The sequence below is a fragment of the Aliidiomarina quisquiliarum genome (assembly GCF_023922585.1).
Lineage (GTDB): Bacteria > Pseudomonadota > Gammaproteobacteria > Enterobacterales > Alteromonadaceae > Aliidiomarina > Aliidiomarina quisquiliarum.
Window position 1 is genome coordinate 17,578 of sequence record NZ_JAMFTN010000028.1, and the last position, 20,772, is coordinate 38,349.

Genomic DNA, 20,772 nt, shown 5'->3' on the forward strand with positions numbered 1-20,772 from the left:
TTGTGCGGGCAATGTTAGGAGAGGTCATGGACCAAATTATTGAGTTTGCTACTGAACATTATATTATGAGCGCCCTATGGTTAGGTGTGCTGGTTATGTTAGTGGCAGATATCGTTAAAAATCGCTTTTCAACGGTCACAAGCTTAAGTCCACAGCAAGCGACACTGGTGGTAAACCGTGGCGGAGTATTTGTAGATATTCGCAGCGAGGAAGAGTACAGCCAAGGGCATATTCATAATTCTCGGCTCATTAGTTTGCAAAATATTCGCCAAGGAAACATGAAAGAGCTTGAGAAATACAAAAATGCCCCCATTGTTACTATATGCAATTATGGAAATACAGCACGAACGGCAGCAGCGCTGCTAGCGAAGGCTGGTTATAGTCAAGTGTCTGTGTTGCAAGGTGGTATGCGGTCCTGGAAAGGAGCGGGTATGCCTGTAAGTAAACGCGCATCGAGTGCACCAAAGCAAAAGAAAACTAAGAAATAATCCAATTCATCATGAACTTTTAAGGTAAAAACAATGGCTGACGAACAACAAAATGCAGGCGCACAAGACGTGCAACAACAAGAACCACAATTCGCTATTCAGCGTATTTATGTAAAAGACGTGTCGTTTGAAACGCCTAACTCGCCGGCAATTTTCCGCAAAGAGTGGGCACCAACAGTAAGCGTCGACATGAACGTGAACAACACCAAGTTAGAAGACAACCTACACGAAGTAGTGTTAACCCTTACGGTTAAAAACACCATTGGTGAAGAAACTGCGTTTTTATGTGAAGTGGCTCAAGCAGGTATTTTCTCTATTGGTAGTGAAGTACCAGAAGAGCAATTACCACAACTTTTAGCAGCATTCTGCCCAAATATTTTGTTCCCTTATGCGCGCGAATCAATTGCTAACTTAGTAAACCGTGGTACTTTCCCACAGTTAAACTTAGCACCGGTAAACTTCGACGCAGTATTTGCTCAGCACATTCAGCAGCAACAAGCGGCTGAAGGTCAGAAGCTAGACGCGTAATGAACACTACCTGCGACCCAAATGTGGTAACAGTATTAGGGGCGGGGTCTTATGGCACCGCCCTTGCTATTTGTATTGCTCGTAAAGGTATTCGAACCCTACTTTGGGGGCGAGACCCAGCCGCAATGCAAGCCATGGCCGACAGTCGCAGTAACGAACGTTATTTGCCAGGAATTCAATTTCCGGCCAGCCTCGAACCGGTTTCGAACTTAACTGAGGCAGTAGCTGCTTCTGCCATTATTTTAGTAGTGGTGCCAAGTTACGGGTTTTCCGAGGTATTGAAGCAAATTAAACCTGCGTTGTGCCAAACAGCCCGTGTGGCTTGGGCAACAAAGGGGCTAGAGCCTGAAACAGGGCGTTTATTGTCGGAAGTAGCAGGCGACATTCTAGGCCCAGAACGACCCTTAGCGGTACTTTCCGGGCCAACTTTCGCACGCGAAATGGCGCTTGGTATGCCAACGGCTATTTCTGTGGCAGCGACCGAACCTAAATTTATCACCATGCTTTCAAACGCCTTACATTGCGACAAGTCGTTTCGAGTTTATTCCAACGACGACTTTATTGGCATGCAAGTGGGTGGCGCGGTTAAAAACGTGATCGCAATTGGTGCTGGCATGGCCGACGGCCTTGGTTTTGGCGCCAATACCCGTACCGCGCTAATTACTCGCGGCTTAGCCGAACTCACGCGGTTGGGTTTAGCCTTAGGCGGCCAGCCAGAAACCTTTACCGGTATGGCGGGCTTAGGCGACCTTATTCTTACCTGCACCGACAACCAGTCGCGTAACCGGCGCTTTGGCTTAGCTATTGGCCAAGGCAAAACCGTTGAGCAAGCCATGGCTTCGATTGGCCAAGCAGTAGAAGGCTACCGCAATACCCGCGAAGCTTTTGCTTTAGCCAAGCGTTACAATGTTGAAATGCCCATTGTAGAACAGCTTTATTACGTGTTGTACGAAGGCAAAGAGCCAGTACAGGCAGCGCATACTTTGTTAGGCCGGGCGCAAAAAAACGAAAGCGAAACAGGCAATAATTAAATATTACAGCAAGCCTCGTTCAGCAAACGACACGGTTTCCCCAGCGCCAATTACAAAATGGTCTAGTACCGCCACATCTATGGTCTTTAAAGCCTCCTGAATGCGCTCTGTTACGCGCCTGTCGGCTTGGCTAGGCTCGGCCACGCCACTAGGATGATTATGCGCCAGAATGATGGCAGCGGCGTTTTTGTCGAGCACTAATTTAACAATTTCCCGAGGGTATACGGGTGCCGCGTTAATAGTGCCGTAAAAAAGCTCTTCGTAATGCAGCAAACGATGTTGGTTGTCGAGCAGCAAAAGGGCAAACACCTCGCGGGTTTGGTGCCGTAGTTTGGTAGCCAAATAATCGCGTACTAGCTGTGGGTTGGTAAAACCCGCACCAAGTTTTAAAGTGCTAGCCAGATAGCGCTGCGACAGTTCTAGAATAACTTGTAACTGCATACAGCGCGCAACGCCTACCCCATGCAGTTTTTGTAATTGGGTTGACGGCATGGCCAACAGCTCGGCTAAACCGCCAGCCTGTTGCAGAAGGCTTCGCGCCCAAGTCATGACGTCTTGGCCGGCAGTGCCAGTACCAAATAAAACTGCTAGTAATTCAGCGTCGCTTAACGACGCTGAGCCATGAGCAGCAAGCTTTTCACGTGGTCTTTCGGCCACCGGCCATTCACGAATGTGCATGATNAGTTTAGTTCGTCCGTGTTAATCTAACGTAAGGGTTCACCTCGTAAAGAACAACTATGCTAGCGCTTAAAAACCGTAATCTATTGCTGATTGTTACCGGCGGTATCGCCGCGTACAAAACACCAGAACTGGTTCGCCGCTTGAGCGAACATCAAGTAACCGTGCGTGTGGTTATGACCAAAGGCGCTAAAGCCTTTATTACGCCACTTACGTTACAAGCTGTGTCGGGCCACCCAGTGCACGACGACTTACTTGATCCCGTAGCTGAAGCAGCCATGGGGCATATTGAATTAGCCCGCTGGGCCGATTTAATTGTTGTGGCTCCAGCCACCGCCAGTGCTATTGCACGCTTAGCCCATGGTTTTGCCGACGATTTATTTTCTACCTTATGCCTTGCCACCGACGCGTCCATTGCCGTAGTGCCGGCTATGAACCGACTGATGTGGGCAGCCCCAGCAGTGCAACGTAATGTGGAACTGCTAAAAGGCGACGGTAAATTAATCTGGGGGCCTGGTGAAGGCTCGCAAGCTTGTGGCGAAGTAGGGGCAGGGCGCATGTTAGAGCCGGCGGAAATTTTGCAACACATAGAAGGCTTCTTTAGCACCACCACAGCTATTTCCACAGTACCAGCAGAGGCAACAAAGCAAACCGTGGGCGCGACTATGCATGGTGAGCATGTGGTAATTACGGCTGGCCCAACTCGAGAAGCCTTAGACCCGGTTCGTTATATTACCAACCATAGTAGCGGCAAAATGGGCTTTGCGCTTGCCGCAGCGGCTGTTTTAGCCGGCGCAAAGGTTACCCTTATTGCTGGACCCGTTTCGTTACCTACGCCAGCAGGGGTAGAACGTATAGACGTGGAAAGTGCGCTTGATATGCAAGCGGCAGTAGCCAGTACCTTAAGCGCTTGCACGCTATTTATCGCCTGTGCTGCGGTTGCAGACTTTCGTGCTGCCGATGTGGAGACGCAAAAAATAAAGAAAACCACCGACGCCGACACAGTAACGCTTACGTTAATGAAAAACCCAGATATTTTAGCTTGGGTGGCAGAGCAAGAAAATGCACCTTTTACCGTTGGCTTTGCTGCTGAAACCCAGCACGTTGCAGACTATGCAATAGCGAAACTAAACCGCAAAGGCATTGATATGATTGTAGCCAACGACGTGAGCCAAGCCGGTTTAGGCTTTAATAGCGACGACAACGCCGTAGAGGTATTTTGGCGCGCAACAGGCAAGGTAAATGAATCTGGTGAAGCAGAGGTTGGCCGCAAAGCGTTCTCGCAACGTAGTAAGGCGTCTTTAGCCAACGATTTAATTCAACTCATTAGAGAACAAAAAAATTATGAGTAAAAGTATTGATGTAAAAATATTAGATCCGCGAGTAGGTAAAGACTTCCCCTTACCAGCCTATGCCACCGAAGGCTCGGCAGGAATGGACTTACGCGCTTGTTTGTCGCAAACCGTTACCCTAGAGCCAGGCCAAACTGAGTTGATTGGTACTGGTATCGCCATTCATATTGGTGATGCAAACTTAGCCGCTACTATTTTGCCGCGTTCCGGCTTAGGCCATAAACATGGTATTGTGCTTGGTAACTTAGTGGGTTTAATTGATTCCGATTACCAAGGTGAACTCATGGTTTCGGTGTGGAACCGTGGCAACACTACCTTTAGCATTGAGCCAGGCGAGCGCATTGCGCAAATGGTTATTTTACCCGTGGTGCGGGTCGACTTTAATATTGTTAGCGACTTTACCGCAAGCGACCGTGGCGAAGGTGGCTTTGGTCACTCGGGCCGGCATTAAGCAAGCCAGCCCGCAGGTTATGTTTATTGATTAGATTGATTACAGGAACCATACACTTATGACTACGGCACGGAAAACAAATCGCAAGGAAGAAATTCTTGGCACGCTTGCGCACATGCTTGAAACAAGTATTGGCAAGCCTATTACCACAGCTAAGTTAGCAGCAGAAGTGGGCGTTTCAGAAGCAGCGTTGTACAGACACTTCCCGTCGAAGGCTAAAATGTTTGATGACCTGATTAATTTAATCGAAGACATATTGTTAGGCTCGATTAACCGTATGCTAGAGCAAGAAAAAAACACCATGAGCCGCGTACGAGAAATGATTTTAATTTTATTTCGCTTGGTTGAGCAAAGCCCAGGTATGAGCCGAGTTCTAACCGGTGACGCTTTAATGGGCGAACATGATCGTTTAAGGCTGCGCATTGTGATGTTATTTGATAAACTTGACAGTCAGATGAAGCAAGTGCTGCGCGAACGCCGTTTACGTGAAGGCGCAGAATTTGCGACAGATGAAGGTGTTTTAACAAATGTTGTTATGGCATATGCAGAAGGAAAGCTGCTACAATTCGTTCGATCTGGTTTTAAAACCAAGCCCAGCGCCCAGTTTGAAACACAATGGGCGTTGATAGAACGGCAGCTTTTAGGATCATAATTTGGCGAAAGCTCGACATGAGCCAAGCGAAAGATCAGCTAAATTTCAGAAATCGCTTGCTTTTGCAGCGATATTTTTGTATAAATTGCGCCCTCGAATTTAGGGCAAAGCCATAAAGGCTATCAGGCGAGCTGCAAGCAATTTCGGAGTAAAAGATAATGTCTCGAGTATGTGAAGTAACAGGAAAGCGGCCAATGGTTGGTAACAACCGTTCACACGCAAGAAATGCGACCCGCCGTCGGTTCCTGCCAAATCTGCAATCACACCGTTTCTGGGTAGAAAGCGAGAAGCGTTGGGTGAAATTGCGTATTTCAACCAAAGGTATGCGTATTATCGACAAAAACGGTATTGATACTGTTCTTGCCGACTTGCGTGCCAAAGGTATCCGGGTTTAATCCGGCTATAAAAAAGGAGAACAACGATGCGCGATAAAATTCGTCTGATTTCTTCTGCTGGTACAGGATATTTCTACACCACAGATAAAAACAAACGTAACATGCCTGAAAAGTTTGAGATCAAGAAATATGATCCAGTCGTTCGTAAGCATGTGCTTTTCACAGAAGCAAGAATGAAGTAATAAAAACCCGGCTGCGGCCGGGTTTTTTATCCCTGTGCATACCATGTATTCACTCTTTCTACCCCACCAACGCCTACGCGCCTTCTATATTTTAGTAATGCTTTCGTACCTACCGCCTTTTTTCTGGCAGCTAGTTAGTGGCAACGGTATTTATCAGCATGGCTACCATATTTTACTGGTGCTGCTTGCTTCAGGCGTAGCCACGGGTGCTGCCGTACGTTCACCAAGGCTCAGCCTGTTTTTATTTGCTTCAATGCTGCTGAATGTAATTATTTTATTGCTAGACGCTGTTGGCATACGTTTATCTATGGGCGCTTCCTTGGCCGCTTTAACCCTGTTGGTGCTATGTTTAATGTTTTATTATGGGGTTTGGGCTGTTGTTTTAGTTAACCGTTTACGAGCTAAAAAATAACTCGCTGGCAGGCATGCTTTAAGCCGAAGGGTCTACGCGGCCTGCGTCGCTACCATTATGGCGAAACCAACCAGTAATACTGTAACGGGTGCGGTGAGCTTCTTTTACTTCATGCACAAACACATCACTTAAAAATACTACCAAAGTTGATTGCTTAGGTAATATGCATTCCAACACTTGTTGCTGGTCGCCATAAATAATTAACTCACCACCATGCGCGTTGGTCCAGTCAGGGTTAAGGTAACAAACGGTAGACAACACGCGATTGCCGCGGCCTTTAAAGGCGTCTAAATGCTTCTGGTAGCGACTTCCCGGTTCATAGCGGGCTAGGTGGCACTCGTAGTCGAATAAGCCCAGGAACAAGCGGCGGTTAAGTGCCACGCGAAGTTGTTCCATGTGTTCAAGCCACATGGCTTCAAGGGGTTGTTGCGTGCTTAACCAATGAATTTTGTCGCTCCGCACAAGAGTATTAACCGTATGCTTTTGCTCACGGCCGATTCCGGCTAAGTGCCATTGGCTAGATGGCAAACTTTGCGCATAGTTATAAAGTAGGCTAGCTTCTGCTTGTTCAAGAAAGTCGGGTATGATGGCATATCCTTGTTGAGCAAGTGCGTCGCACATGAAATCAATTGAATCATTCAAACATGAGCGGAACACAAGTATGTTAACTCCTTAGGCAATGTAACGAACTCTTACTATAAGCATTAAATGTAGTGCTGAGTATCATTTTAAACGGTTGTAGACCATATATATATGAAAAATAAGCGTAGACAAGAAAGTGATTACCGAACGGTGCTGGGCTTTACCTTAAGTAAACGGGGCTGGAACAACGTACTTATTTACGTGGTACTGATTGTTATGTTTGTGTTCTATTTTCTTGGCCATGATAGCGGCAAAGTTGCTTCGGCAAGTCGTTGGCAGCCTTTTGCAGAGCGCACCTTGGTAGCTATTTCCGACCATAAAGTAAGCTTAGTGCGCGTGGCGAATAATTGGGAGCAGCGGGCAGGCAACACACTTGCGGCTAACGCCCAAGCGCGCTGGCTACAGGCGTGGCAGGAACTTAGCCTAGAGCCATCAGAGCAATTGTTAGCTGGGCGAGAATATCAGGTTGAGCTTACTTTTGCCGACGAAGCAGAAAGTTGGAAGGTAGGAGTGTTTTTTTATAACGGTGAAGCATTTGTGGCTTTGCCTGGCGCCGACCAAGTATTTCGTGTGGTGGGCGACCATGCTGCGCTAGAAGCGCAGAGCTTTTAACGTAGTTGGTGGAGTATAACGGTGCCAGAATTACCCGAAGTAGAAGTTAGTCGGTTAGGTATTCAACCCTATTTAGAAAACCAGCAGGTGGCTGAATTAAAGGTTTATCAGCCTAAACTTCGCTGGATGGTGCCAACGGAAGCACAGGATATTGTCGGACAAACGGTTCGCGCAGTGAAACGTCGTGCTAAGTACCTGCTGATAGAAAGTGACCCAGGCACGCTAGTAGTTCATTTAGGTATGTCGGGTAATTTACGCGTATTGCCCGCAGGCAGTCCATTAGCAAAGCATGATCATGTGGAATTAATAACCAGCGCCGGGCAAAGTTTACGGCTAAATGACCCGCGCCGGTTTGGCTGCGTGCTTTGGCAAACGCCAGACAAGCCGTTGAGCCAGTTGGCGCGCCTTGGGCCAGAGCCGCTTTCAGCAGACTTCAACGACGATCATTTGTTTGCTCAATCACGAGGAAAAAAAGCAGCCGTAAAAACCTTTATTATGGACAATTATATTGTGGTTGGTGTTGGCAATATTTACGCCAATGAAGCGCTGTTTATGAGCGGTATCGATCCTCGCCGTGCTGCAGGGCGTATTAGCAAGGCGCGCTATCGTGTGCTTACCGAAGCAATTCGTACGGTTCTTGCCCAAGCTATTAAACAGGGCGGTACTACGTTAAAAGACTTCAGCCGCGCTGATGGCCAGCCCGGTTATTTTGCCCAAGAGCTGGCGGTTTATGGCCAGGGTGGTAAAGCGTGCCCACGCTGTCAGCGGGTGCTTAGCGAAATACGGCTAGGCCAGCGCAGCACGGTGTTTTGTAAAGCATGCCAAACCTAAACCGAACGTTCGCTAAACTGAATTAAGGTTTGGCAAAAGCGCTCTGGCTCATTTAAAAATGGCGTATGGGCGCTGTCTTCAAATATTTCCACATGGTCGATGGTTTTATTCAATAGGCTGGCCTGCTTCATTGGCACTAAGCTGTCGCGACGACCATAAAGGCGCAGCGTAGGGCATGTTAAAGCTTCAAACTGTGTACGCAAGTCGAGCTCTTGCAGCCAATTTAGCCCCGTTACCAGTGCTTCAGGGTGAGGCTCGGCACCCTGTGCTAGTAATTCTTGCATAAGACGAATATCGCGGATGATATGAGGACTACCCATGGCTTGCACTGCTAAGAAGCGCTCAATGGTGGCAGCAAAGTCGCGTCGTAGCTGTTTTTGAAACATGGCTAATACCGACTCTTGAATACCTGGCCAATGCGGTGCCTGAGCAAATTTAGGCGTGCTAGCAATAAGGGCCACACGTTGAATGTTCAAGTTACCTCGTGCCGCTAAGGCAATGGCATACAACCCGCCCATCGACCAGCCTAATAGGTTTATGGGGCCAGGCTCGTGAGCCAACAAATGGTCTTCTAAGGCGCTTACGGCCGTTTCAAAATCAACATAGTCGGGGTGCCAACTACTGTCACCAAAACCGGGTAAGTCGACGGCCCGAATACGTATTGACGGACTTAATGTTTTTAGCAGTGGCTGCCAAATAGCGCGATGCATGCTCCAACCGTGTAGAAACACCCAAGACGCACCCTTGCCATGTACGCTATCGATTATATGCATTGTTATGTTGCTCCCGGCTAACTATAACTACTGAAACACCTTTAGAATGCATGGTAACCATGTTCAGTAGCTTGGGCAAAAACATTTCTACTTTAACTCGAATGTGTCCCTTGTGTCATTATGGCCAAGCAAGCGCACTGGGTTTATGCCGCGTATGTTTTAACGACTTACCTCGCTGCCCACCCGTTGATCTAACTGTACACATGGCTCAAGCGCCAAAAGGCGTTCGACTTATTCTAGCGTCACTGTGGTATATGGCTGAAGTGCGCTACTGGCTGGCGGCATTTAAGTTTCGTGGTCGCTCGGGTGAAGCCAATGCCATGGCCACCTTAATATGCGCCCAAGCGGTACAGCACTACCGTCAACAACAATTAAAGCTACCGAATTATTTACTACCTGTACCTATGACTAAAAAGGCATGGGCCGCACGGGGCTATAACCAAGCGCAATTGCTAGCTGAAGCCGTGTCTGAATTATTGGGAATTCCAGTTTGGTATGGGGTGGTGCGAACAAAGCAAAATATAAAAGCGCACAAGCTCGGGGCAAAGGCGCGGCGGCAAGTACTGAATGAAAGCTTTAGGCAGGTAGGCAAGTTACCGCGCGGAACACGCATTGCCTTAATTGATGATGTTTTAACCACAGGGGCCACACTCGGGGCTATTGCGTCGATATTGCCCCGAGCGGGCATTATTGTAGATGCATGGACTTTAGCTTACACGCCGCCGCCCATGCTCAACAAAGAGCGCTATTAATGGCTGTGCGCAGCTTCGTCTTCTTCTTCAACTGCTTCGTCGGCAGCTGTGCCAGCGGTATACTGCGACCAGTAAATAGCATTACTTAATAACTTCGAGGTGCCCCAGAAAAAAGCACGGAAGTTTAAGTTATCGGCAAAGCCAACTACTCGGCCAGCACCTAGGCGGTGCGCCACAATAGCAGTTTTGCCACCAAGTACAGTACGGTTTCCTGCTGAAGTAAAGCCCGCGAGTACCGGCTGCTCGGCATAGCGGGCAACGTCGACAAAAGGTGCTTCGTTAACGTCGAAAGCAATGGTGCTATTTTTGAACACGGGCAATTCATTGCGCGGAAAGCCAACCGTAAGTGGGTGACTTAAATCAAGCTGCGCGTTAAAAATTGCTCCAGCAATACGTTTTTGGGCAAAATGATCACTACGATCACCATAGCTAAGCGTGTTAGTAGGGAACTGCTCGTCGAATACACTCTGCTCAACAGCTTTAGCACTAAGGAGTTTATTTTTGCTCATCCATACCGCACCACCTTTTTGACCAATAAGTGTGCCACCCTTACGTACCCAAGCTTCAAGCTTGGCACGATTGGCTTCAGTCATGGTGCTATAGCTACCGTTAACTAAAATAATGTGGGTATAACGGGTTAGGTCGGCGCGGCCTAAACGGTCAATTTCCACTTTACTTACCGGTAGGTTTACATGGCGATCAAGGTAGTACCAGGCTTCACCAGCTTCTTGGGTGTTAACCCCATGACCCACGAGCATCATTACGCTTGGGGTAGGTGCTGGGTCAATACTGCGGCTACCAATGTCCATGCCTGTAGTAGGGGTTAATCCACCCGCTAAAGTGGCAACCTTAATTTCATTGCTATCGGCTAGCTGTTGTAAAGCTACTTTCACTTCGGCCCACGGCTTGCTTTGGTAGGCACGACTAACAATAACGGCACCTCGCTCGTAAGCAACAGTACCTGTTGGGGTATTAATGGTTACTGGCTCAACCGCTAAGCGGGTGTGAATACCTTGTTGCTGTAACTGGGTTAGCAAGCGTGGAGCAAAGTACGACTCCCAGCTAAACATATAGCCAACGCGAGTGTCGGCTAATTCGTTGGCAGCAAATGCAGGGGCGCCTGCCCAAGCGGTGTCGCTAAATTTAAAGCGGCGGCTGGTACGTACTTCTTCAAACTCCACGTTAAATGCCATGGGCAAGGTCCAGGCCGACACGTCGTAAAAGGTATTGTCGGGGAAGTCTTGGCGAGTACTAAAAGCACCTTTGAGCAAGCGGTAGTTACGTTGCACCACAGGCACGTAATATGCTTCGCCTGCTTCATAGGTAATGCCGTCGTGCTTAAAGGTTTCGGTTACCGGGTAGGCGTTTATGCGGTGCTGACGCAAAATGTTCAGTAATTCCACCATGCGCGCATTGTCGTTATCGGTACGTAACATAAAGCCGTCGTGGCGCTCAGCTTTTGCTAACTTTAAGTTTTCTTTAAAGAAGCGTTGCTGAAAGTCGAGCAGGCCCTCGCGCAGCTCATAGGCACCACGAACCGTTGAAAGCGAGGTTACGAATTGATTCCGAATAGTAAATGGAAACGTAATAACACCATTTACGGTGTCTTGCACATGGCCACGGCTCGACGCTTGCTCGAACAAAATGCCTATAGTGCCTTGGGCGTCTGGATAACTTGAGCCTTTACCGTAGTAGAAGTCGTCGAACGACTCTTCGGTGTAGTACAAGCTATTAATGTCGTCGAGGGCATCAGCGTGGTATTCAGCCAATTTGGCAGTAAAGGTTACGTTTTCTTCTGGCGTGTCGGGGTTTTTTCGCGAAGGAATTCCCGGCTGGAAGAAATAGGTGGAGTCGCTACCCATTTCATGGTGGTCAGTTAATACGTTCGGTAACCAGTCTTGGTACACCGCAATACGTGCGCGCGACTCTGGGTGCTGTAATAGCAACCAGTCGCGATTTAAGTCGAACCAATAATGGTTTTGGCGGCCACGTAACCAAGACTGGTTGTGCTCTTGATCTTGGGTGTCAGTGCCTTGCGTAATACTACGGAACTGGTTGGCCCACTGAGAAAAACGACCTAGGCCGTCGGGGTTAAACGAAGGGTCGAGAATAATCACGCTGTTGTCGAGCCAAGCGTCAATTTCGTCGCCCTGGGCAGCCGCTAAATAATAGGCTGTTAATAGCGCGGCGTTGGAACCAGATGATTCGTCGCCATGTACACTAAAACCAGCATAAACAACCAAAGGTGCGGCCTTGGCATTTACGTTTTGGCTTGGGTCGGACACGGCCATGTGGGCTTCACGCATGTCTTCTAGGCGGTCTTTGTTTTTCGCCGCGCTAATTTTTGCAATTATTAACGGGCGCTGCTCGTGAGTATGCCCAATTACTTCTAAGGTAACACGGTCGGAAAGTTCGGCCAGCACTTCAAAGTAACGCACTAGCTGGTCGGGGCGAACGTGCCATTGACCAACTTCATAACCAAGTATGTCGGCTGGCTTTGGTACGCTAGGGTTGTAGGTAACATTCTTCGGTAAATAATAGTCGAGCGTTACATTGTCAATGTCTGTACCACCGTCATAGGCGTGAGCAGTCAAAGCAAACGTAAGCATAACGACAGAGGCGCCGATGCGCTTGAACCATTTTTGCATGTGAAACTTCCTCTAATGTAAGTGAAAACAAGTTAACAAATACGATTGCGCTGAGCTACTGAATCACTATGCAACGCCCATAGTTTGCGATAGAATAAACCATAGTGATTTAGTCGGGTATTGCCGACGTCTTTTTTAGTAGAAAGTTAACCAAGAAGGTGGTTGCACGATGATTCGTATTTCAGACAGTGCTCAAAAGCATTTTAGCGAGCTCCTGAAGCAGCAGGAAGAAGGCACAAAAATTCGTGTCTTCGTAGTTAACCCTGGACAAGCGAACGCCGAGTGCGGGGTTTCTTACTGCCCGCCGTCGTCGATGGAAAGCGACGACATTATTTTACCTTTTACGGGCTTCGACGCTGTGGTTGACGAACATAGCGCGCCTTTTTTAGAAGAGGCAGAAATTGACTATGTAGAGCAAGACTTAGGTTCGCAGCTTACATTAAAAGCGCCCAATGCAAAAGCGCCAAAAGTAGCCGACGACGCACCATTAATTGAGCGTGTCGACTATCTTATTCAAGGCCAAATTAACCCAATGCTTGCTAGCCATGGAGGCCAAGTAGTTGTCACCGAAATTACCCCAGACGGTATTGCTGTTTTACAGTTTGGTGGTGGTTGTAACGGCTGCGCTATGGTTGACGTAACCTTGCAAGAAGGAATTGAAAAGCAGTTAATTGCTGCTTTCCCTGGCGAACTACACGGTGTGCGCGATGCTACCGAACATGCGCCAGGCGAACACTCGTACTATTAATTCTGCACCTGCATAGCCCCAAGGCTACAGCATTATTCAACTATGGCCCGGCAATTAGTCGGGCCAGTTTCCTTGTTCATCTTGGCGAATCCATTGCATTGAAAACCAATAAAAGCGACCTCGTTTCGCTTTACTGGGTGCGGTACAGTTGTAGCGCGAGCGCCCTATAGGTAAGTCGTGTTCAGCTACAACACGAAAGCGATTGTTTGCCACCCACACCGGGCTATGTAATTTACCACTAATAAAGCACTGCAGCTGGCTGGTGTAAAAGTCGCTGGTGTCGAGCTCTACTTCAAGGCTAGGGCGTGTAGTGGTGTGCGCTAATAGGGTGTCTTGGTAATGAACCTCGTGAGTGGTAAAGCTAAGCGCCGCCATTTTCGTGCCCAGCGTGCGCAAGTTTGCGTATATACCAGCTGCGGCAAAACGGGGTATGGCTTGAAAGTCGGTAGTAGGGCCAACGCCGCCAGAGTGTTGACCAAAAGCGGTAAAGCCAAGTTCAGCCACAAGGTTCTTTAAGGCATTGTTGTATTCGCCATAAGGATAAGCAAATAACTTATTGGTAATGCCTATGCGGCTTTCCAGCTGCTGCTGAGCATTTAAAATGTTTTCTCGTATACGCTTAAGCCACTGCTGCTCGCTTTCGCCTTCAAGGCGGCGGGGCATGTGGGCATGGTCGGAAGAATGGTTGGCAATTACTACACCTTCATTATGTAAAGTTTGCAGCTGCTCCCAGCTCATATATTGGCCGGGCGTGTCGCCAATGGGGTCGGTGGTTACAAACAAAGCCCAAGGCATATTAAATTCTTTTAATATGGGCCGCCCAGCGGTAAAAATATTTTGATAAGCGTCATCAAAGCTAATAACAATGGCTTTGTCGGGTAGCTCAGTTTCGCCCCGAACACCAGCTAAGGCTTGCTGAATGCCAATAACATTAAAATTATTGTCGCGTAGGTAAGTTAAATGTTCGCGCAATACGTCGGGCGACACACTAGTAACAGGCGGTGTAGTTTCGCTAACGTGGTGGTACATTAAAAAAGTAACAGAAGGTGGTGTTGCTTCTGCCGCTGTAGACAATGCTAGCAGCATAAAACTAGCGACCAATGACAACCACAAGGCTTTTACTAAACGCATGAATACCTCTCAACAGGCAACCTTTGGCACGAAAGCGCAGCACAAAACTATGTTTGCTATTGCGTTGCCTATGGTTATTTCGAACATTGCAGCCCCGTTATTAGGGCTCGTCGATACCGCCATCATAGGGCATTTACCCGAAGCTATCTACTTAAGTGCTGTTGCTCTAGGAGCAATGGCGGTTAGCTTTGTGTATTTATTAGCAGTTTTTTTACGCATGTCAACAACCGGGCTAATAGCGCAAGCCTTTGGTGCCAATGACAAGGCCGCCCAGCGGCAAATATTTTTCGATGCCACCTTGTTTGCGTTGCTGCTTGGCGTGTTGGTGCTGATATTTAGCCCCCTGCTGTTGCAGCTTGTTTGGCAGCTTGTAGATGCCAAGGGCGAGTTGCGGCATTTAACCGAGCGTTATATTCAAATTCGGTTTTTTGGTGCCCCCGCCGCCATGCTCACCTTAGTGATGCTGGGTGTTCTACTAGGCATACAAAAAGCAAAGCACGCCATGGTCTTGGTTATTACCACCAACGCCGTGAATGTGGTTGGCGATATTATTTTAATTATTGGCCTTGATATGAATGTAACCGGTGCCGCAATTGCCACTGTTGTAGCGGAATGGGTGTCGGCGTTGTTGGGTTTATACTTCGTTAGTAAGCACTTGCAATTGCGCTGGCGCATGTTACCAAAGGCAAGTGCTGCACGGTTACAAGCCATGTTTAGTTTGAATCGTGACATTTTCGTGCGCTCAGTTTTGCTCCATGCATGTATGGCCATGATGACCGCTTGGGCAAGCTATCAAGGGCAAATATTTGTTGCAGCTAATGCGGTGTTACTGCAGTTTTTAACCCTTATTTCGTTAGGCCTCGACGGCGTAGCCTATTCCGCCGAGGCGTTAATTGGCGAAGCCAAAGGGCAGGGCAACGAACAGTCGGCGCGGGTATGGTTGCGAGTGTGTTTATTCTGGTCGGGGCTATTTGCTATGGCTTACGCGACAGTTTTCGCTTTGTTTGGCGTGCATATTATACACCTAATTACCGATATTCCCGACGTGGTGGCCACCGCCGTGGAATTTTTACCTTGGGTTATTGTGCTGCCATTGCTAGCCCACTGGAGTTATTTATTCGACGGGGTATTTATTGGTTTGTCTGCCCGTAGGGCCATGCGTAATACCATGGCAATAGCCGCTTTCGGAGTGTATTTACCAGTGTGGTGGCTAACCAAAGACTGGGGTAACCATGGTCTTTGGTTAGCATTATCGTGTTTTATGGTTGGCCGCGGTGTGGCCCAGGCGTGGGTGTTGAAACGCTATCGCTTACTTAGTTTCAACACAGCTGACAGTTAAGCTTAGCGGTACGCTTGTACTATTTTCTTAAAGTCGCTAACCATAAATTTGGGGTTAATAGTAGTGTATTGGCCAGGCCGGCTAATAGGCTGAAAAATAGCGTGCTGGCGGCCTTCAGGGTTTACTAACACAATGGCCGCACTATGGGCTACTTCGTAATTGGTTTCATGCTCTTCAGGCACTGAATACATCATGCCAATGCTAGTCACAAAAGGGTAAAGCTGTGGGTGTTCGCCACGAATGCCGATAAAGTCTTCGCCAAAAAACCCAACGTAGGGTGCAAGCTGAGCTAGCGAATCGCGCTTTGGATCAACAGAAATCATCCACACTTTAATTGGTAAGTCACTTACCGAGGTTAATTCGTCCCAATGGCCTTTTAAGGCCGCCATGGTGGTTGGGCAAATGTCAGGGCAGTAGGTATAGCCGGTAAACAAAAAGGTCCATTGGCCTTTTAATGAAGCGGGCGTAGCCATTTCACCAGTGGTACTTTCTAAACTAAATTCAGCTAATGGTCTGGGTGTATCGTAAATACGTGCGGCTTCTAAACTAGGTGGGCTTTGGCGAGTAAAGCTAAAAAATGTCGCGCCGAGTACAGCAACAGCAATTAATCCCAACACATACACAATTCTCATAGTTAAAACCTATAGTGATCAACAAGTAGAAGAATAAACAACAGCATTAAGTGCCAAATAGAGTACTTAAACATATTGTAGGCGGTGAATTTATTGGGCCGGTACTTTAGTTTCAATGCATAGTAAAGAAACCCACCGTTTAATGCCGTTACGCCAAGTAAATAAAGTATACCACTCATGCCTACTAAATAAGGCAGCATGCAAATAGCAGAAAGCAGCACGGTATAAAGCAAAATGCAGGTTTTAGTAAATTCAACCCCGTGGGTTACAGGCAGCATAGGAATTTCAGCCCGCTCGTAGTCTTTAGCGCGATGTACCGCCAAAGCCCAAAAATGCGGTGGGGTCCAAGCAAACACAATCATAACTAGTAACAGTGGGTACGAATGTAATTCGCCGGTAACCGCTGTCCAGCCTAGTAACGGTGGTGCTGCACCGGCTAAACCACCAATAACAATATTTTGCGGCGTGGCGCGTTTTAAATACATAGTATAAATAAAGGCATAGCCCACTAGGCTAGCCAAGGTAAGTAGGGCCGTTAGCCGATTTACAAACACGTCTAAAATAATGAAGCCCAGCACACCAATTAGCACAGTAAAGGTAAGCACTTTTTGTGGTGTTAACGTGCCACTAGGCAAAGGGCGGCGTAGGGTGCGTGCCATGCGGGCGTCAATATGGCGGTCGACTAAATGATTAATAGCTGCTGCCGAGCCCGACATTAATCCAATACCAACTAGGGCAGGAATGAAAATGTCCCATGGCACCCAGGTTGGTGTGGCTAAGCACATGCCAACCACGGCGGTAAGTAAAAGTAATGCCACTACCCGGGGTTTGGTTAGCTCTAGGTAATCGCGCCAGGTTGCGCGGTGGGTGAGTGCTATTGATTTAGCCATTATGCAACTCCTTGGTGTCTTTATCAGCAACAGTGCTGCTTAAACCGTTTTGTATTGCGCCAAAATTTCTAAAGTAGTGTGTTAAAGCATAGGTAAGGGCCACCATGGTTGCCAGCAGTAGGGCACCAATGGTGTTGTGGGCAACAGCCACGGGTAAAGGCAAACTAAGTAGTACGTTCAGAATGCCAAGGGTAATTTGTACCACCAGTAATAGGCTGAGTAGCGCAGTAATAGTTTTAAACCAGTGGCTTGTAGCCTGCCGCCAAAGCCTTGTAATAAGTACTGACATGGCGATTAATAAAGCGATAGCCCCAAAGCGATGGAACACATGAATAGTTAGTCGTTCGTTATAGGAATGAGTACCAAATTCATACGTGGCTGCGTCGCTTAAGCTAAAGGCTCCGGCTAATTCAATACGCTCAAGCCAGTTACCTTGGCAAATGGGTAAGTCGGTGCAAGCTAAAGCGGCATAGTTAGCAGCTACCCAACCACCTAAAGCAATTTGTAGCACCAGTAAAGCCAGTACCAAAACCGCTAGCGGCAATAGCTTAGCAAGGTTAGCGTCGGCCTGCGGTGGTAACCAGTGTGCTTCTTTTAAGTACAGCAACAACAGCAGCGCAAAAGTAGCAAAACCGCCGAGTAAATGGCCCATAACAATAGCTGGCTGCAGCATCATGGTTACGGTCCACATGCCAAGTGCCGCCTGTAAAATAATAAGTGCCCCTAATACTAAGGGCAACTTAAACGCAGCGGGTGCAGTGTTTATAGGAGCAGTTAACCGCCGCCGAATAGCGATAGTAACAATGGCAAACACCAGTAGGCCCAGGGTGCCAGCCGCATAGCGGTGAATCATCTCGTTCCAAGCCTTGCCATGGTCAATAGTGGCATGAGGAAATGCTTGCGAAGCGCTAGCCATGCTTTGTTCGGAAAGAGGCGGTTTAATAAAGCCATAACAGCCAGGCCAGTCGGGGCAACCAAGCCCTGCGTCGGTTAACCGAGTATATGCGCCAAGCATAATCACAATCAAAACCAGCACTATGGCAACACGAAGTAATTTCACCATGTAATATTTACCTCCGTTAGCCTTAACCCACGCGCGACAATTTAAGCATTTTTTTCAAATCAGCCAACAAGTCGCGTGCTTGCATAATCATTTGTTCGCGCTCATCGCTACCTTCGTACCAAAGCATGACATTACCTACCGGGTCCATAATGAAAATACTACCGGCAGGAAGTTCGGCTAGGTGCTGATAGGCATTAGGTAAAAATATCAGGTGCAGGGTTGATTGAGCCGGCAGGTGGGCATTGGCTACAGGTTCCGTGTTTGCTTGAATGCCAATAGCACTTACGCGCTCTTGCAAACGGCCAAGCGCGTGGTACGACTGATTTATTACATATAAGCCATGCTCGCAGGCGGCAGCGCAAAACTCAGGCACAAGTATGCCAATTCGCCAGGTGTCGGGTAATTGGGCGTTATCAATAGCAGAAATACTAATGGGAGGGTCGAGCAAATGGCCTTTGTTGGTTACTCCAGCGTCGTACCAGTGCAGCGTAAGAACTAACTTTGCAGCAATTAATGGCAGAACAAAAACACCGGCGACAATAAGAAGCGTACGCCGACTGCGGCTTTTTGGTTTGGTTGACGACATAAATATACTTCCTTTAATTTTTATTGTTTTGCAAAGTTTTTCAAACGAGGTCGTTTACAACTAGCGAACAAAAATACTACCAAGGCAGCAAAAGCCAGCCCAAACCACTGTAAGGCATAGGCATAATGCTTTTCAGGCTTCATTACCACTATGGGCCAGTCGCGAATATAGCCAAATTCGGCATTATCGTTTAGGCGCACAATAAAAGGTGTAAGTGCGTAGCCGCTTAACTCGGTTAGTAGTCTTAGCTCGGGGTATAACAAGCGCACCGGCCAAACCAACTCGGGCTGTTGGGCGCTTAATAGAAAGGGTTGCTCGGGAATGTAAACATGCCCAGCCAGCTGCAGTGGCTGCTCAGGCAAGGTTACCTTGGGTAAAGTAGTGCGCTCTGCGGCTGCCGGTACCCAACCTAAATTTACCGGCACATATTTATGGCTAGCAGGTAGGGTGGCAAGGGCAATAACCTCATAGCCAACTTGGCCTTCATGAATTTTATTTTCAATTAAAAAATAATGGCGCGGATGTAGCTGGCCCTGCCAAGTTACGGTTTGCTGCGGGCTTTTAACCAATTCCAGCAGTTGCTCGTCTTGTAAGGGTAAGGTTCCTACACTGGTAGCGCTTATATGTTGATCCATAATTGCTTGTTTTTCAGCGCCACGACTTAGTTGCCAAAATCCAAGCTTGATCATCAGCGCAATCGCGAGCAAAGTAACTAACAAGGCAAACGGGTTAAGCCTAAATTTATTTGAACCGACGCTAAATGTTGTCATAACTACCTTTAAGGACGAGCCGTGCTAACTATTATTTTAAAAGTGCTACTTGTTGCACTCTTGCTGTATGTCATTGTGAATCTATTTCGAGCTTTATTTGCAGGCTTACGAAATGATCCAAATGCCCCTTCCATGACCCACTATATTGGTCGCCGAGTATTGTTTTCGGCGGTGGTGTTAATACTTGTTATTGTGGCCTTAAGCTCGGGGGTGATAGAGCCAAACCCACGTCCTTATTAGTTAATACAACGGCCAGTGGGCCTAAAGCCGCCGTGTTAAAACGGCGGCTTTTCGCTATAAAACATACACAAATACAAACAGGCACACCCAAACCACGTCAACAAAGTGCCAATACCAAACCGATCCCATAAAGGCGAATTGATTGTCTTTGTCGAAATGCCCGGCAAACACCCGTAAGGTCATAATAAATAGCATTAGTGCGCCTAACGTAACGTGCACACCATGAAAACCGGTAAGTAAAAAGAAGGTGTTGCCATACACACCCGAAGCTAAGGTTAAGCCCAGGTCGCGATATGCGTGCACATATTCGTAACCTTGAAAAAATAAAAACGTAACCCCTAAGGCCACAGTTAGCACTAACCATAGTTTAAGTTTACTGCGGTTGCCCGCTTCTAAGGCAATATGGGCAAAGTGTAAAGTAATAGACGAAGTAACTAGCAGCATGGTGTTCAACAGTGGCAAACCAAACCAGCCCATTGCTTGGGTTTCAGTGCCACCGGGGGTTAGGGTAAGTGGCCAAATTGCTTCAAAGTGTGGCCACAATAATTGTGCTGTCATGGCGTTATTGCTGGCGCCACCTAACCAAGGCACTGCAATCATGCGGGCATAAAATAAAGCACCAAAAAAAGCACCAAAGAACATTACTTCAGAAAAAATAAACCACAACATGCCGTACTTGTAAGACCGGTTTAATTGCAAGTTATGCATGCCAGCGCGCGACTCGCGAATTTGGTCACGAAACCAGCCTACCAGCATAATAAACAAAACGAAAATGCCTGCTCCAAGCACATAATGGCCAAAACCAGCTTCTTGCTTCGACGCTTCAATAGTAAAGTGGGCTGCACCAAAGGCCATCAAGCCTAAGGCAAGGGCGCCGACAATAGGCCAAACGCTCTGATCTGGCACATAATATTTGGTAGGTTCAGTACTCATTGTATTCCCCTCA

General features: G+C 47.7%; 26 protein-coding genes. 15 read left to right on the forward strand and 11 right to left on the reverse strand.

Annotation, left to right across the window (positions count from 1 at the left end):
- The first annotated feature begins 26 nt into the window (after positions 1-26).
- The 3 genes from M1L23_RS12090 to gpsA are packed head-to-tail and all read left to right on the forward strand — an operon-like array spanning position 27 to position 2,047.
- On the forward strand, positions 27-488 hold the full coding sequence (locus M1L23_RS12090) for a rhodanese-like domain-containing protein (protein WP_252627695.1): 462 nt from the start codon (positions 27-29) through the stop codon (positions 486-488).
- A 33-nt stretch (positions 489-521) separates the two neighbouring features.
- Complete coding sequence (gene secB, locus M1L23_RS12095) at positions 522-1,016, forward strand: protein-export chaperone SecB (protein WP_252627696.1); 495 nt, start codon at positions 522-524, stop codon at positions 1,014-1,016.
- Positions 1,016-2,047 carry an NAD(P)H-dependent glycerol-3-phosphate dehydrogenase gene (gpsA, locus tag M1L23_RS12100; RefSeq protein ID WP_252627697.1) on the forward strand — a complete coding sequence of 344 codons (1,032 nt, stop codon included), beginning with the start codon at positions 1,016-1,018 and terminating at the stop codon, positions 2,045-2,047. The genes secB and gpsA overlap by 1 nt, the downstream gene beginning before the upstream one ends.
- A 3-nt stretch (positions 2,048-2,050) precedes the next feature.
- Here gpsA and radC read toward each other — a convergent pair whose 3' ends face one another.
- Positions 2,051-2,725, reverse strand: coding sequence for a RadC family protein (gene radC, locus M1L23_RS12105; RefSeq protein WP_252627698.1), 675 nt, complete (start codon positions 2,723-2,725; stop codon positions 2,051-2,053).
- Positions 2,726-2,784: 59 nt separating this feature from the next.
- On the opposite strand from radC, the gene coaBC reads away from it, so the two are divergent.
- The 6 genes from coaBC to M1L23_RS12135 all read left to right on the forward strand — a co-directional run bounded on the left by coaBC (position 2,785) and on the right by M1L23_RS12135 (position 6,169).
- Positions 2,785-4,077 (forward strand): bifunctional phosphopantothenoylcysteine decarboxylase/phosphopantothenate--cysteine ligase CoaBC, encoded by a 1,293-nt coding sequence (gene coaBC / locus M1L23_RS12110; protein ID WP_252627699.1) that lies wholly within the window; start codon positions 2,785-2,787, stop codon positions 4,075-4,077.
- A complete protein-coding gene (gene dut, locus M1L23_RS12115; RefSeq protein WP_252627700.1) occupies positions 4,070-4,528 on the forward strand; it encodes a dUTP diphosphatase in 459 nt (152 codons plus the stop codon). Before coaBC ends, dut begins: the two co-directional genes overlap by 8 nt.
- A 58-nt stretch (positions 4,529-4,586) precedes the next feature.
- A complete protein-coding gene (gene slmA, locus M1L23_RS12120) occupies positions 4,587-5,180 on the forward strand; it encodes a nucleoid occlusion factor SlmA (protein ID WP_252627701.1) in 594 nt (197 codons plus the stop codon).
- A gap of 158 nt (positions 5,181-5,338) precedes the next feature.
- Positions 5,339-5,575 (forward strand): 50S ribosomal protein L28, encoded by a 237-nt coding sequence (rpmB, locus tag M1L23_RS12125; RefSeq protein ID WP_252627702.1) that lies wholly within the window; start codon positions 5,339-5,341, stop codon positions 5,573-5,575.
- A 26-nt stretch (positions 5,576-5,601) separates the two neighbouring features.
- The gene (rpmG, locus tag M1L23_RS12130; protein WP_252627703.1) at positions 5,602-5,757 is read left to right on the forward strand and encodes a 50S ribosomal protein L33; all 156 of its coding nucleotides are present in this window, start codon (positions 5,602-5,604) and stop codon (positions 5,755-5,757) included.
- A gap of 43 nt (positions 5,758-5,800) precedes the next feature.
- On the forward strand, positions 5,801-6,169 hold the full coding sequence (locus M1L23_RS12135; protein ID WP_252627704.1) for a hypothetical protein: 369 nt from the start codon (positions 5,801-5,803) through the stop codon (positions 6,167-6,169).
- 18 nt (positions 6,170-6,187) lie between these two features.
- Here M1L23_RS12135 and M1L23_RS12140 read toward each other — a convergent pair whose 3' ends face one another.
- Complete coding sequence (locus M1L23_RS12140; protein WP_252627705.1) at positions 6,188-6,826, reverse strand: 2OG-Fe(II) oxygenase; 639 nt, start codon at positions 6,824-6,826, stop codon at positions 6,188-6,190.
- Positions 6,827-6,922: 96 nt separating this feature from the next.
- On the opposite strand from M1L23_RS12140, the gene M1L23_RS12145 reads away from it, so the two are divergent.
- The gene (locus tag M1L23_RS12145) at positions 6,923-7,423 is read left to right on the forward strand and encodes a hypothetical protein (protein WP_252627706.1); all 501 of its coding nucleotides are present in this window, start codon (positions 6,923-6,925) and stop codon (positions 7,421-7,423) included.
- Between the two features lie 21 nt (positions 7,424-7,444).
- Positions 7,445-8,254, forward strand: a complete 810-nt coding sequence (gene mutM / locus M1L23_RS12150) for a bifunctional DNA-formamidopyrimidine glycosylase/DNA-(apurinic or apyrimidinic site) lyase (protein ID WP_252627707.1) — start codon at positions 7,445-7,447, stop codon at positions 8,252-8,254.
- Here the strand turns inward: mutM and bioH are convergent.
- Positions 8,251-9,027 carry a pimeloyl-ACP methyl ester esterase BioH gene (gene bioH / locus M1L23_RS12155; protein ID WP_252627708.1) on the reverse strand — a complete coding sequence of 259 codons (777 nt, stop codon included), beginning with the start codon at positions 9,025-9,027 and terminating at the stop codon, positions 8,251-8,253. The two genes, mutM and bioH, sit on opposite strands and share 4 nt — an antisense overlap.
- A 59-nt stretch (positions 9,028-9,086) precedes the next feature.
- On the opposite strand from bioH, the gene M1L23_RS12160 reads away from it, so the two are divergent.
- Positions 9,087-9,779, forward strand: coding sequence for a ComF family protein (locus M1L23_RS12160; protein ID WP_252627709.1), 693 nt, complete (start codon positions 9,087-9,089; stop codon positions 9,777-9,779).
- Here M1L23_RS12160 and M1L23_RS12165 read toward each other — a convergent pair.
- Positions 9,776-12,427: a M14 family zinc carboxypeptidase gene (locus M1L23_RS12165; RefSeq protein ID WP_252627710.1), complete on the reverse strand. Its 2,652-nt coding sequence runs from the start codon at positions 12,425-12,427 to the stop codon at positions 9,776-9,778. The genes M1L23_RS12160 and M1L23_RS12165 overlap by 4 nt on opposite strands.
- A gap of 169 nt (positions 12,428-12,596) precedes the next feature.
- On the opposite strand from M1L23_RS12165, the gene nfuA reads away from it, so the two are divergent.
- Positions 12,597-13,175, forward strand: a complete 579-nt coding sequence (gene nfuA, locus M1L23_RS12170; protein WP_252627711.1) for a Fe-S biogenesis protein NfuA — start codon at positions 12,597-12,599, stop codon at positions 13,173-13,175.
- Between the two features lie 54 nt (positions 13,176-13,229).
- Here nfuA and M1L23_RS12175 read toward each other — a convergent pair whose 3' ends face one another.
- Positions 13,230-14,306, reverse strand: a complete 1,077-nt coding sequence (locus M1L23_RS12175) for a polysaccharide deacetylase family protein (RefSeq protein WP_252627712.1) — start codon at positions 14,304-14,306, stop codon at positions 13,230-13,232.
- Here M1L23_RS12175 and M1L23_RS12180 point away from each other — a divergent pair.
- Positions 14,305-15,645: an MATE family efflux transporter gene (locus M1L23_RS12180; protein ID WP_252627713.1), complete on the forward strand. Its 1,341-nt coding sequence runs from the start codon at positions 14,305-14,307 to the stop codon at positions 15,643-15,645. The two genes, M1L23_RS12175 and M1L23_RS12180, sit on opposite strands and share 2 nt — an antisense overlap.
- A 2-nt stretch (positions 15,646-15,647) precedes the next feature.
- Here the strand turns inward: M1L23_RS12180 and M1L23_RS12185 are convergent, their stop codons facing one another.
- The 5 genes from M1L23_RS12185 to M1L23_RS12205 are packed head-to-tail and all read right to left on the reverse strand — an operon-like array spanning position 15,648 to position 19,586.
- Entirely contained in the window at positions 15,648-16,277 is a 630-nt protein-coding gene (locus M1L23_RS12185) for an SCO family protein (protein WP_252627714.1), read from the reverse strand.
- 2 nt (positions 16,278-16,279) lie between these two features.
- The gene (cyoE, locus tag M1L23_RS12190) at positions 16,280-17,167 is read right to left on the reverse strand and encodes a heme o synthase (protein ID WP_252627715.1); all 888 of its coding nucleotides are present in this window, start codon (positions 17,165-17,167) and stop codon (positions 16,280-16,282) included.
- A complete protein-coding gene (locus M1L23_RS12195; protein WP_252627716.1) occupies positions 17,160-18,230 on the reverse strand; it encodes a COX15/CtaA family protein in 1,071 nt (356 codons plus the stop codon). The genes cyoE and M1L23_RS12195 overlap by 8 nt, the downstream gene beginning before the upstream one ends.
- A gap of 22 nt (positions 18,231-18,252) precedes the next feature.
- On the reverse strand, positions 18,253-18,816 hold the full coding sequence (locus M1L23_RS12200) for a hypothetical protein (RefSeq protein WP_252627717.1): 564 nt from the start codon (positions 18,814-18,816) through the stop codon (positions 18,253-18,255).
- A 20-nt stretch (positions 18,817-18,836) separates the two neighbouring features.
- Entirely contained in the window at positions 18,837-19,586 is a 750-nt protein-coding gene (locus M1L23_RS12205; protein ID WP_252627718.1) for an SURF1 family protein, read from the reverse strand.
- A 21-nt stretch (positions 19,587-19,607) separates the two neighbouring features.
- Here M1L23_RS12205 and M1L23_RS12210 point away from each other — a divergent pair, with 21 nt between their 5' ends.
- Positions 19,608-19,826 (forward strand): DUF2909 domain-containing protein, encoded by a 219-nt coding sequence (locus M1L23_RS12210; RefSeq protein ID WP_338021847.1) that lies wholly within the window; start codon positions 19,608-19,610, stop codon positions 19,824-19,826.
- 54 nt (positions 19,827-19,880) lie between these two features.
- Here M1L23_RS12210 and M1L23_RS12215 read toward each other — a convergent pair whose 3' ends face one another.
- Positions 19,881-20,759, reverse strand: coding sequence for a cytochrome c oxidase subunit 3 (locus M1L23_RS12215; RefSeq protein WP_252627719.1), 879 nt, complete (start codon positions 20,757-20,759; stop codon positions 19,881-19,883).
- Between the last annotated feature and the right edge of the window lie 13 nt (positions 20,760-20,772).